Raw genomic sequence first — 13,336 nt, forward strand, 5'->3', positions numbered from 1 at the left:
TACCCTCTCCTTTAATCTAACTTCTTATTTTTTAAAAGCGTTTGTAAATATTCTATATCTTCATCATTTAGCTTTTCTTCTTTGATAAAGTGGGCAATTAAACTACGAGAATTACCTTTAAAAAATCGTTGCATAAAACTAGGCATAGCTTGCTCCGATAATGTGTCTTGAGTCACGATTGTTCTAAAAACAATAGCTCGCCCTTCATGTCCACAACGCTCAATCGCTCCTTTGTGTTCTAACCTATCTACAATAGTTTTAACTGTTGTATAGGCTACTTTTTTATCTTTTTGCTTATCAGCTAAAAGCACCTTATGTAGTTGACTCGCGGTACAGGGTTCTTCCTGCCAGAGCAGCTGCATAATATCCATTTCAAAATCACTAAGTTTCATTGTCGCTCCTATTACTACATTTGTAGTGGTACTGTTACAAATGTAGTAGTAAGTAATCTTAGTGTCAATACAAAATTAACATGTGAATAAAAAACAAACGGTAGAAATATAAAAGCCATGGGAAGGTTTTATAAAAAAGGTAGATAAAATAAAGAGGTATACTTATTAATAGATTTTAGAAAAACATAAAAAACGATAGTTTATTTTCAACTAACGCTTTTTATGCTTTAAAGTTTTTATGGAAGGTAGTGAGGTAACTATGCTTTATCGAGCGCTTGGCTTACATCGGCAATTATGTCTGCAATGTTTTCAATACCGACCGACAAACGAATTAAATCGCGGCTTACGCCCGCATTAGCAAGCTCTTCATCATTTAATTGGCGGTGTGTAGTTGACGCTGGATGGCACGCAAGCGACTTGGCATCGCCAATATTAACTAAGCGTAAAATCATGTTTAGCGCATCAATAAAACGAGTACCTGCTTCTAGGCCACCAGCAATACCAAAGCTTAAAATACCCGATGCTTTACCACTGGTAATTTTTTGACTCATTTCGTTATACGGGCTTGATTCAAGCCCTGCGTAATTAACCCAAAGCACTTTTGGATGATTTTCTAAATACTCAGCTAACTGCTGTGCATTTTCGCAGTGGCGATCCATTCTTAAGCCTAAGGTTTCAAGGCCGATTAAAATGTCAGATGCGTTTTTAGGGGCAAGCGCTGCGCCGGTATTTCTAAGTGGCACTACTCTGCAGCGACCAATAAATGCAGCTTCAGCAAAAGCTTCGGTATAAACCACATTGTGATACGACGGATCGGGCTCGTTCATCATTGCAAAACGTGTGGCATTCGCTTTCCAATCAAATTTTCCTGAGTCGACAATCATGCCGCCAATAGCAGTACCGTGCCCGTTTATATACTTTGTAAGTGAGTGAACCACTATATCGGCGCCCAGCTCAAATGGGCGGCATAAATACGGCGTAGCCACGGTATTATCAACAATAAGCGGCACACCTTTGCTATGTGCAATACGTGCTAAACGTTCAATATCAACAATATTACCTGCAGGATTACCAATAGATTCACAAAAAACAGCGCGGGTGTTGTCGTCAATTGCATTCTCGAACGCGGTAAAGTCATCGGCCTTTATCATGCGTGCTTCAATACCTTGCCTAGGTAAGGTATGTGCAAATAAGTTATACGTGCCACCATATACTTGGCTGGTGCTTACAATATTAGTACCGACTTCACACAAACATTGAATAGCATACGTAATAGCAGCCATCCCAGAGGCAACAGCCAGCCCACCAATACCTCCTTCCATTGCAGCAATACGTTGTTCAAGTACGGCATTGGTTGGGTTCATTATGCGGGTGTAGATATTTCCAGGTACTTTTAAATCGAATAAATCAGCGCCATGCTGTGTATTATCAAATGTATAAGAAGAAGTATTGTAAATAGGCACGGCTGCAGATTTAGTTGTAGCCTCAGATTCGTAACCGTGGTGCAGTGCTAATGACTCTAATTTCATAATTATTTCCTTCAATTAATTTACCACTAACCTAGCACTTCTAGGCTATAAAATGCACATGAAATATTTTAAAGGATGTTGAAGAGGTTTGATTTAAGTTCAGGGCGGATAAGAGCGATAACCGGACACTGAAAAAGTTAAATTTATTCCTGTGTTTTGAGTAGAAGTCTAATTTTGTCCAATATCATTATTAAACGCCGTTTTGTGGCAAAATAACATGCTTAATTTCTAGCTGTTTTAATTACTTGTTTACAAAAGTAATTATTGGTGAAATTATCATGATGTGTAATATACGCCATTTTGGTGTGTTATAAACCATCAAAATAGTGTTAGGAGGACTCAATGAGTATCGATAAACCCGAAACTCGAATTTATGCTTCATATGATGAGTTTTGTAAGGAAAGAGGACTTCCTTTACCACACCGAGTTGAATTCGATCGAACTAAAGTAAATCAAGACGAGCTAAAGGTAATAAAAGAATACTTTACCAACTTATGCTTAGACTTAACGATTTATAGTGATCTATTTACAGAACAACAATCTATCGATGCAATGAATGAATTCAATTCTTTGGTGTTTAGCCGAATTCAAAAAGCATATATAGAGAAACTTTGCCTTAGTCTTGCTTGTTTGCTAGATCCGGCACAAACAGGAAAAAATAAAAATTTATCATTAGCTAGAGTTATAACTCAATGCGAGTGCCCTGAACTTGATGGTAAATATTCTGAGCTACTTAAACTTTATGAGTTCACAGGTATTAAAAGTTGGCGTAGTAAATTATTAGCTCATAATGATCTAAATACTTTAATGGGTAAGAAAAAGTTAGATTTGAAATTTGAGCATGATGACATCGAAAGTATTATTGAGCTAATCCAAGAAATCTTTGATGATATCTCAGATCCTACGGTTCACACGGATATCAGAATTATATTACCATTTGAACAAGATGTTAATCAGTTTGTAAGTAAATTAAAGTTGGCATCTAATAAAAATGCATAATAAGTTGCTTAAACGGAAAGGAGTATTCATTGAACATTTGGGAAGTTGATAAACTTTTTCTTTTTATAGGATTTGTTATTCCTGGATTTATTTCCATAAAGCTATTTGAGCTATTATTTCCTGGTCAAATAAAGGAATCATCAAAACAATTAGTTGATGCTGTCGCATACAGCTGTATAAATTACGCGCTATTGTTATACCCCATTTATTGCGTTGAGAGTAGTGACTTATTCAATAACCACACAAACTTATATGTCATTTTTTATGTGTTTGTTTTATTCGTTGCACCAATATTCTGGACATACATTTGGAAGAAACTTAGAGAAACTAATGCGTTTCAAAAAAATGCTCCACACCCAATACAAAAACCATGGGATTATGTTTTTTCTCAAAGAAAATCATTTTGGGTTATTGTCACCTTAAAAGATCAAACTCAAATTGCAGGCTTATTCAGTGGTAACTCCTTTGCTTCCAGTGCTCCAAGCCCCGAACAAATATATTTAGAACGGTCATGGAAATTAAATGGTGATGGTGGTTTTGAAAGAGAGCACAATCAAACTGACGGTGTAATTATTATCTCCTCAGAAATCAGCCATGTTGAATTATTTAAACTTACATAAAAAAGGAAAATTATATGTCTAAAACTCCAAAGCAAGTGAATAACGGTTATGTACCAGATAAAAGTAAAGGATATCAGCCAGCACCTTCTGGTCAAGGTACTGATGGACGTGTACAAGGTGGTTACCAGCCACCGTCTAGTGATGGTAATAATCCAACTAATACTCCCCCCAATAAAAAGTAATACGCATAACCAGAGTCTAGGGGTACGACAGTCCGCTTATGGCTGTGAGTTCACCCATTCGAATCAAACACCAACAAAAAAGGCGCTTCCTTTACGGTAAGCGCCCTTCTGTTATCTCACTAATTACTTATTTTACGATTGTCATTTCGTCTAACAAGTTTTGTGCATTATCTACTTTATCCATTACCCACAGCATGTAGCGTGAATCAACGTGGATTGAGCGATTAAGCTCAGGGTTGTAATCCCAATCACCAATAATACTTTCGTAAACACCGTCGAACAGTAAGCCTACAAGCTCTGCTTTACCGTTAAGTGTTGGCGAACCTGAGTTACCACCGGTAGTGTCTACATTTGATAAAAAGTTAACGGGTACTGTATTCATGCCGCCCGTGTAATCACCATAAAGTTTGGCTTTAATTTGCTCTTGTAACTTTTTAGGTGCATTAAATGGGTCAACATCGGTGTTTTTAGCTAGTAATCCTTCAAGCGATGTAAAGGGTGTTGCTACCAAGCCGTCTTGAGGTGAGTAGCCGCCTACAGTGCCATAGGTTACTCGTAATGTGCTGTTGGCATCGGCGTATACAGGTTTGTTTTTAGCTTTGTTAAACGCAATTATTGCGCTCATTAACTCTGGGCGAGCTGCTTGTAATTTACCTGCAAGTGCTTTTGATTTATCTTCCTCAGCTTTCATTACTTTAAATATTGCTTTAGCGTACTGCACAAATGGGTCTTGGCTTTGATTTAGCTGGCTAAACGATTGCTCAAATAATGAATTGCGAACAGTGGCATTATCGAGTCTTGACTGTTCATACATGCTATCAAGTAACGCGCTTTGGGTTGCTTTATCAAACCCATTTTGTACTTTAAATACGTTATCAACCTCGCTAAAACGCTCTTCTTTTGGAAGTGCTGCATACAGCTCTAAAAAGTGCAGTAAAATAGCTTTATCTACTTTGCTATCATAACGGCGCGTCATACGCTCAAGCCCTGCTTTAATGCGAGGTAAGTCACGTTCTTGATAACCAGATTCACGTTCGCTATTTGGCTTTTGCTTTTCATAAGCTAGGCGGTATAAACGTCGTGCTGTGCTGATCATTTGTGAGCGATGTACATAACCTAACATTCGGTCGCGTTCACTGTGCTCTTGTGATTGCGCAATTAGCTCAGATAGCTCACCTAATACGCTTCCGTATTGCTCTTTACGCTCACTGTCACTATTGATCCATTGTGTTAACTCTTGCTCAAACTGTTTTTTGCGCTCAAGCATAGTGCCTTTTTTGAAGCTTTCGATCATCGAACCATAGTTTTTAATATAGTTGTTATAACCTGCAATGGTGCTTTCGTAAGCAATACGCGCTTTACTGCCGTCTTCTGAATTTTCTTCAATAAGCGACACGTATTTTGAGTTATGAACGCGTGCTTTAGGGTAGCTGTCGTTAAATACGTTATCTACCTCTGTTGCAATGCGGTATCGGTTAGTACGCCCTGGGTAGCCTGTAACCATTACAAAGTCGCCTTCTTGCACGCCTTTGGCACTTACTTTTAGGTAAGAGTCAGGTACGTAAGGTACGTTGTCTTCGCTGTACTCTGCAGGTTTTCCATCTTTGCCTACATAAGCGCGGTAAAAACCAAAGTCGCCTGTGTGGCGCGGCCACATCCAGTTATCTATATCGCCGCCGTATTTACCTACGCCCATTGCCGGTGCATAAGTTAAGCGTACGTCTTTAATTTCAAGTGACTTAATTAGGTAAAACTCTAAACCACCATGAAACGAATACACGTTACAACGATAGCTTTCGTCGGCTTCACATTGGGCTACTAGCGCTTTTTCATTTTTTTCGAGTGCGTCGTAGCGTGCTTTTGCTGTTAGCTCGTTAGTACCTTTAATTACTTCATCTGTTACATTGGTAACCGTTTTTGTTACATAGACGCGTGAGCCCGGCGCTGCAGGTAAATCTTCTGTAGGACTTTTAGCTAAAAAGCCATTTTCTAAAATATTGTTTTCAGGTGTTGAGTTGTATTGTACCGAGCCATAAACACAGTGATGGTTTGACACAACTAAACCCTTAGGCGATACAAACGATGCTGTACAGCCACCTAGGCTAATTACCGCATTCATTGGGAATTCGGTTAATTTAGAAATAGATTCAACATCAATTTCAAGCCCTTTGGCTTTTAAAATTGATTCTAACTCTGGAAGTTGGTGCGGTTGCCACATGCCTTCGTCGGCTATGGCACTACTTGAAAGTGATAAAGAAAATGTGGCTACTAATGTAGCTACAAGAGGTTTTAAACGCATTATAGAATCCTTTTTATTTGTTTCTATAACAGGTTACTCGCGATGGGACAATAAGGTCAATAGCCGTGCAATGAATTGTTACAATCGAGTGTTTAATCTTACTTTTTATCAAAATTCATCGAAAAATCAAGAAACTGTTTTGCTGGTATGGGTTTACTAAAATAGAAGCCTTGCATAAAATCACAACCCAATTCGTTCAATAAAGTATGCTGCTCTTTTGTTTCTACACCTTCGGCTACCACTGTCAGTCCTAAGCTGTGCGACATAGCAATAATTGCCTTTACGAGATTACAATCTTCATTGTTTAGTACAATACCGTCAATAAAACTTCTATCTATTTTAAGTACATTAAAAGGGTATTCTCTCAAATAACTTAATGATGAATAACCTGTACCAAAGTCATCCATTGATAAGTTAATGCCTAATGCAGTAATTTCAGTCAGTATATCAACAACATTAGTGTGGCAACTCATCAATACTCCCTCAGTTATTTCAAGCTCTAAACTTTCGGGGTTTACGTTTGCTTCACTCAATGAGTTTTGAATAAAACTGAGCAACCCTACGTCTCTAAATTGGCGAGGAGATAAGTTAACAGCCATGGTGTATTTTTGTTGGCGTTTACAGGTACTTTGCCATGTGTTTAAAAAGTGTAATGCTTGACTAATTACAAACTTACCAATAGGTACAATTAATCCTGTATTTTCGGCAATAGGTATAAACTCATCGGGTGTTACATTACCTAGCACAGGGTTATGCCAGCGTAATAACGCTTCTGCACCAATGATGTGTTTATTTTTGGCGTCAAATTGGGGCTGGTAGAATAACTCAAATTCATTACGCTCAAGGGCGCCACGCATCTGCTCTTCTATTACTAGTCGGCGCTGAATAATTACGTTCATCTTTTTAGTAAAAAATGAATAAGTATTACGACCATATGATTTTGCTTGATACATTGCAGTGTCAGCATTTCGTAATAAATCAGCAACGGTTGTACCATTTTCTGGGTATATGGCTACACCAATACTCGCTGTTAGTATGTGTTCCCGGCCCTCAATTTTAAAAGGGGCTCTAAAGTTATTGACCAATTTTTCAGTAATTTTTAGCGCTGCATGGTGATCAGTTATACCTCGTAGTAATACGATAAACTCATCTCCACCTAGGCGCCCTACCGTGTCGTCTTTTCGCAGTGCCTCTTGTAGCCTTTGCGCTGATTCAATTAAAAGTTTGTCTCCTGTTTCATGGCCTAAAGAGTCATTTATTTTTTTAAAATCATCTAAATCCAAAAACAGTACTGCCGCTTTCTCGTTATTTCTTTGTGCTTCAATAAGTAATTGCGACAAACGATCAAGTGCTAAAAAACGATTTGGGAGTAAAGTTAGACTATCGTAATACGCTTGATGTCTAATTATTTCATCTGATTTATGCTGTTCTGTAATATCTCGAATAATAACCATTAACTGGTTATGTTCTGTTATTTTATTTATTCTTGCTTCAAAAAAAACGAGCCCATGGGGCAAAGCTAGCTCGTATTTAAAGCTCATCATCTGCTCTTTTTCTAATACAAGGCTGATATAGGTTTCAAATTTTTTGGCTACATCTTGAGGGAGTACATCACCCATTTTTTTACCAATAAATTGCTTTGGCTTGGTGTAGAGATTGGTCTCATTACTGGCATGATACTCAATAATAGTTCCATCATTTTCCATCAAGAAAAATAAGTCAGGAATTGCTCCAAAAATAGTTTTTAGCATATGCTCATTAAATGACGCATCTGCTTGTGCCTTTTTAACCTCAGATAAATCAATATCAATACAGTACATTTGTTTTGTATTATATTGATTTGTAAACATAACATGGCTGGAAAAAACCGATACATTGTTTCCATCTTTGTCTTGTAAGATAATTTCAGATGCTGGAATTTCTATATCTTTTTTTACCCAATCACTATGTGCGTTAATAACTAATTCACACATTGGCTCTGGAATTATAAGGTCTTCTATTTTTTGTCCTATGGCTTCTTCTTTGGTATATCCATAAAGTCGCTCACTGCCTTCATTCCAATAAATAACACGACGTTCATTGTCATAACCTTGAACAGAAATAACATTTACCGCATCAAATAACTGATGCAAATAGTCGTTAATTACAAATTGATGGGTTAAGTTTGAGGTCGGGTTATCTAATTTCATTTGAGGCTATATCCATAAATAATTTTATTTAATAATAGAGAAATACTAAATAATAATTAAATTTAATTTTAATATTAAATTTCCATGTACATTATATACGCCATTATACAAAACAAAAAAAGAGCCGAAGCTCTTTTTTAATAATTGTTAACTATATTTAAACGCTATAAAAACTGAATTTATTTTTTTGTCACATCATTTGGATGTTCCACGCCAATCCATGCTTTGAATAGTGCTTTTTGCTCAGGCGTTGCCTCTTTATCAGCAACTACTTTTTTAGGCTTATCAAAATCTTCTGATAGTACTAATGTTAAGCTTTCAAGAGCATCGCGACGAAGATAGTCAATGGTTACTTTATCGCCTTTTTTAAACGTTTCTAAGCTGGTTTTTAAATCTTTACCTACGTGATGTTTGTTTATAGCGACAATTTTATCATCGGTAGTTAAACCTGCTTTCCACGCACTGCCACCACGGCGAACGTAACTTAACGTAAGTAACTCGCCTGTGTTTTTAGCGGTAGCATCAATGCTTGCAAGCGCTTTTGCTTTTTCAGGACGTTCAAATTTCAAGCCTACTTTAGTAAGTAAGTCGTCAAAGTTAATACTTGCAGGCGACTCAACATTTTCTTGCCACCAGCTTGAGTAATCACGCCCTGTTAAATCTTTTAAGATATTAAGTACATCTATATCTGTAAAACCAGCTGGCATTTTATGATTGTTATAAAGTGCTTTGTGTACGTCGCGATAGCTTATTTTACCTTGGCTTTTTTCTAGCAAGTCGATATCTAAAACTAATGAAAGTAATGAACCTTCTGAATAAATATTAGTGCTGTAGTTACGTGCATGATCGCCACCTTGGTTAATCCATTTATCAAAGCTTGTTTCGCTTGCGCTTTGCACTTCACGGCCCGGTGTTTGTAAATGACGATTAATGGTTTTACTCATCACTTTAAAAAATTCATCTGTGGTTTCAATACCAGAGCGAACCATTAAATGATCTTCAAAATAACTTGTTGAACCCTCTGCAATCCAAAGCAGTTTAGAGTAATTCATATTAGTGTAATCGTACGGCACTAAACCTTGAGGGCGGTATGCTTTAACATTCCACGTATGAACAAACTCATGCGCAGCGGTGCTAATAAAGGCTAGGTAATCTTCGCGGCTACCAAATCTATCGCGTGGACGTTGAATAATTGTTGAGTTTAAATGCTCTGTTGCACCACCAGCACCCGACGTAGCATGAACCATAAATACATAACGTTCATACGGATAGCCATCCCAAATTACATTACCAGTAGCAACTAATTTTTTAAGATCGGTAAGCATTTGCTCTACATCGTAGTTACCGTCGCCCCATATAACTAAATCGTATTCACGGCCATCTACTTCAAATGTGTGTAGTTGGTTAATACCCGTTTCAATTGGTGAATCAACAAGCACGTCGTAATCTGCTGCTTTAAATGAATTTTTGCCTTTTAAATTATCCATACCCGATACAGAGCGCCACTTTTTAGGCACCTCTAAATTAACGGTTACTGGCTCTTGGCGAAATGATTCACTAAACATAAAAAAGCCTGATGCATCTATAAATGCATGGCTGTCGTCAATGTGGCGAGCGCGCTTACCAAGCTCATTTGCATACACCTGGTAGTCAACATTAACTTCTGTTGGCTCATTAAGGTGTACACGCCATGTACTATGGTCAATTTTTTCCCATTTTAACTCTTTGCCATCTTCATCTTTAGCTTTGAAGTAACGAATGCCATTGGCAAGGTTTAGCATTTCATAGCGACCCGTTCGCCATGCAGGAAGTTTTATATCAAGATGTGCTTGCGCTGTTTTTGGAAACTCAACACTTACATCGCCTAAATGATGTTGTGGTTGTGAGATTTCTAAAGAATAATTTACATCGGCAAATACAGGTGCTGAACATGCAGCTAAAATAGATAGGGCTAATAACTTTTTCATAGAGACTCTTAGTGGAAACTTAATTGCCTGCAAGACTAGCAAGCCCCTATTTAAAAGTGAATTAAATACGACAAATTGCCCCGTATACGAGTTTATACGTAGTAGCTTATTAAAATTTCTAAGTTTTTTACTAGATAACTACACATAATAAAAATTTGTTGTAAACTGAAGATAATAAAATTAATTTGATGGCGGTACGCTTAGGTGTCTGAAAGATCTAATCCAACAGATAAAAAACTCAAACAAGCAATTGATGCTCGTATGGCTATTGAGAGTGCACGCAAACATCAAGTGGATATTTTGTGCGACTTTGCAGCTAAACTTTCGCTAAGCTGTAAAGGGCTTGATATTGAGTTAGATAATCGCCTTGCTAAATTTAGAAGTGCACTCAATAAAGGTATGAGCTTTGAAGACCTCTCTCCCCTTGTTAGTGAAACTTTGATATTACTTAAAAATCAAGAATCGATTCAGCAAGCTCAGCAACGTGATTTATTCAACAGTGTACAAAATGCAGGTAAACAGTTACAAAAAACTAAAGGTTTACCAGACGATACTCGCAGAGCCCTGAGAAATTTACTCGATCAAGAGATTAATAACGTTCAATCAACCCATGGTTATATTCCGCTACTTGATCAACTTATTCTCTTTTATCATGAAGCATTGCTAACTAAGCAAGACCCTCAAGCCGATAATCAGGGCCCTGTAAAACAGGCTCGTGCAAAAAAACTACTTGAGCTAGCTAACGAACTTATACTTGAAGAAGAAGCTACACTACAAATTAATAGTATAAAAAATAATATTACAGAAAGTGACACAATCGACGCATTACTCGATGTTGCGATTAACATAATTGAAGTTGTAGTAAAAAACATTAGCAAAGAGCGCAAATCTGCACAAAGCTTTTTAGTTTCATTAAATCAAACCCTCGAAGATCTACATAATTCTATTGTCTCTACTAGTAGACACTCAGAATCGATGAGTATTGAGTTTGATTCGTTGAATAAAAGCATTGAACTAAAAATTAAAAACCTCAACGAACAAACACAAAAAGCAACGTCAATCTCATCTTTAAAAGAACTCGTAGATAACGAATTAAAATCACTAAGCGAAGATTTTCTAGCAAAAGAAAAGTTAGAACGAAAAGATAGAGAAATGCTTAGCACTAGCTTTAGTGAAATAAACAAACGAATTGTTACTTTAGAAGATAAGTTAACAACGTATAAAAAACGCTTAAACGAACAGCGCTTTAAAAGTTTACTTGATGGGCTTACAAAACTGCCTAACCGAGCTGCATTTGATGAACGTTACAATCACGAAATGCATTTGTTTAATGTGCAGCCATCAGATGTTACGCTTGCGGTTATTGATGTTGACCACTTTAAATCTATCAATGATAGATTTGGCCACACCGCAGGTGACATTACCTTACAGGTTATATCAAAAGCGTTGCAAAAATCGGTAAGAAAGTCCGATTTTATAGCGCGTTACGGCGGTGAAGAATTTGTATTGTTAATGCCAGGTGTATCGCTAGAAAACGCAACATTACCTCTGGATAAAGTAAGAAAGGTAATTAAAAATATACCTTTTAAATTTAGAGAAAAACAAATTGAGATCACTATCTCGGTAGGTGCAACTCAGTTTAAAAAAGGCGATACTCTGTTAAAGGCATTTGATAGAGCAGATGATGCTCTTTACGAGGCCAAAAACTCAGGACGAGATAGACTTTGTACCAGTAAATAATGTCATAGCCATTATAGATTTTATGACAAGTAGTTTTTTACGATTTAGCAGTAAGGAGAACGTCTATGTTAATACAGTTAAACCCAACTGGGGTTTTAGATTTACTGTCGCAATTAGAAGTTGATTTATTAGAGCAATCTTCTGCTAGTGAGCGTTATAAGTTATTTAGAAACTGCGTACTAGCAGTGCTTAATGTAGGTAGCCATACCGACGAAAGTAGCGATATATACGACAAATACAAAGATTTTGATATTCGTTTAGTAAGCCGCGAACGAGGTATTAAAATTGAGCTTGAAAACCCACCCGAAACCGCATTTGTTGATGGCGAAATAATTACCGGAATTCACGAGCATATATTTTCTGTTATTCGCGATATTTTGTTTATTTGTCAAAAATACGAAAAAGATTTAAAAGAGCAAAAAGCCATTACTCATATGGTGTTCGATATGCTCAGAAATGCAGGTGCTTTGCGTGTTAATAGCGAACCAAGTATGGTTGTTTGCTGGGGCGGACACTCAATAAACGAAGTTGAATATAAATACACAAAACAAGTAGGTTACGAACTGGGCTTACGTGGATTAAATATTTGTACTGGTTGTGGCCCTGGTGCCATGAAAGGCCCAATGAAAGGTGCCACTATTGGCCATGCAAAACAGCGCAATACCAATAACCGTTACTTAGGCCTAACAGAGCCAAGCATTATTGCTGCAGAGCCACCAAACCCTATTGTTAACGAATTAGTTATTTTACCTGACATTGAAAAGCGCCTTGAAGCTTTTATAAGAACAGCTCACGCTATTATCATTTTTCCTGGAGGCGCAGGTACTGCTGAAGAATTGCTATATTTATTAGGGATATTACTTCATCCAGATAACACCAAACAATGTTTGCCTGTTATTTTAACTGGCCCTAAAGAAAGTGAAGCGTACTTTAAAGAGCTGTGTGAATTTGTTGAAATGACGCTTGGTAAAGAAGCATTAGATAAGTTTGAAGTTATTATTGATAATCCTGAGTTAGTTGGGCAAAAGCTAAGATCGGCTATGGCCAATGTTCGTGATTACCGTAAAAGTGAAGGCGATGCCTACTACTTTAACTGGACGTTAAAAATCGATAACGATTTTCAACAACCTTTTGCACCAACACACGAAAATATGGCAAGTCTTGATTTACATCTTGATCAACCAAAGCAGTTATTAGCGGCTAATTTACGCAGAGCTTTTTCAGGTATTGTAGCTGGAAATGTAAAAGACGAAGGCGTTAAAGCCATTAAGCAAAACGGTCCATACATTTTAAGTGGCGAGCCTGCCCTTATGGAAAATATGGATACGTTATTACAAGCATTTGTTGATCAAGGCCGTATGAAACTCCCTGGCAGCAAATACATTCCGTGTTACAAAATAAAAGCATGAGTTTTATAGT

The 13,336-nt window shown here is 37.2% G+C and carries 10 protein-coding genes; 5 read left to right on the forward strand and 5 right to left on the reverse strand.

Annotated elements, in window-relative coordinates:
- Positions 1-11: 11 nt before the first annotated feature.
- Together CXF64_RS10295 and CXF64_RS10300 are read right to left on the reverse strand one after the other, a co-directional pair.
- Positions 12-392, reverse strand: coding sequence for a BlaI/MecI/CopY family transcriptional regulator (locus CXF64_RS10295; protein ID WP_002960288.1), 381 nt, complete (start codon positions 390-392; stop codon positions 12-14).
- A gap of 257 nt (positions 393-649) precedes the next feature.
- Positions 650-1,921: an O-acetylhomoserine aminocarboxypropyltransferase/cysteine synthase family protein gene (locus tag CXF64_RS10300; RefSeq protein WP_101216948.1), complete on the reverse strand. Its 1,272-nt coding sequence runs from the start codon at positions 1,919-1,921 to the stop codon at positions 650-652.
- A gap of 342 nt (positions 1,922-2,263) precedes the next feature.
- On the opposite strand from CXF64_RS10300, the gene CXF64_RS10305 reads away from it, so the two are divergent.
- The 3 genes from CXF64_RS10305 to CXF64_RS20805 are packed head-to-tail and all read left to right on the forward strand — an operon-like array spanning position 2,264 to position 3,722.
- On the forward strand, positions 2,264-2,920 hold the full coding sequence (locus CXF64_RS10305; RefSeq protein WP_024591073.1) for an AbiU2 domain-containing protein: 657 nt from the start codon (positions 2,264-2,266) through the stop codon (positions 2,918-2,920).
- Between the two features lie 29 nt (positions 2,921-2,949).
- Positions 2,950-3,540: a DUF6338 family protein gene (locus tag CXF64_RS10310; RefSeq protein ID WP_024591074.1), complete on the forward strand. Its 591-nt coding sequence runs from the start codon at positions 2,950-2,952 to the stop codon at positions 3,538-3,540.
- Between the two features lie 14 nt (positions 3,541-3,554).
- Positions 3,555-3,722 carry a hypothetical protein gene (locus CXF64_RS20805; RefSeq protein ID WP_165783609.1) on the forward strand — a complete coding sequence of 56 codons (168 nt, stop codon included), beginning with the start codon at positions 3,555-3,557 and terminating at the stop codon, positions 3,720-3,722.
- A gap of 127 nt (positions 3,723-3,849) precedes the next feature.
- Here the strand turns inward: CXF64_RS20805 and CXF64_RS10315 are convergent, their stop codons facing one another.
- The 3 genes from CXF64_RS10315 to CXF64_RS10325 form a co-directional block, all read right to left on the reverse strand.
- Positions 3,850-6,021: a S46 family peptidase gene (locus tag CXF64_RS10315; RefSeq protein WP_101216949.1), complete on the reverse strand. Its 2,172-nt coding sequence runs from the start codon at positions 6,019-6,021 to the stop codon at positions 3,850-3,852.
- A 98-nt stretch (positions 6,022-6,119) separates the two neighbouring features.
- Positions 6,120-8,210 (reverse strand): bifunctional diguanylate cyclase/phosphodiesterase, encoded by a 2,091-nt coding sequence (locus CXF64_RS10320; RefSeq protein ID WP_101216950.1) that lies wholly within the window; start codon positions 8,208-8,210, stop codon positions 6,120-6,122.
- Between the two features lie 179 nt (positions 8,211-8,389).
- The gene (locus tag CXF64_RS10325; protein WP_024609154.1) at positions 8,390-10,177 is read right to left on the reverse strand and encodes a M61 family metallopeptidase; all 1,788 of its coding nucleotides are present in this window, start codon (positions 10,175-10,177) and stop codon (positions 8,390-8,392) included.
- Between the two features lie 204 nt (positions 10,178-10,381).
- Here CXF64_RS10325 and CXF64_RS10330 point away from each other — a divergent pair, with 204 nt between their 5' ends.
- Together CXF64_RS10330 and ppnN are read left to right on the forward strand one after the other, a co-directional pair.
- A complete protein-coding gene (locus CXF64_RS10330; RefSeq protein ID WP_101216951.1) occupies positions 10,382-11,917 on the forward strand; it encodes a GGDEF domain-containing protein in 1,536 nt (511 codons plus the stop codon).
- Between the two features lie 65 nt (positions 11,918-11,982).
- A complete protein-coding gene (gene ppnN / locus CXF64_RS10335) occupies positions 11,983-13,326 on the forward strand; it encodes a nucleotide 5'-monophosphate nucleosidase PpnN (RefSeq protein WP_007580678.1) in 1,344 nt (447 codons plus the stop codon).
- Positions 13,327-13,336 lie beyond the last annotated feature (10 nt).

Origin of the sequence: Pseudoalteromonas sp. GutCa3, assembly GCF_002836155.1 — a bacterium.
Lineage (GTDB): Bacteria > Pseudomonadota > Gammaproteobacteria > Enterobacterales > Alteromonadaceae > Pseudoalteromonas > Pseudoalteromonas arctica.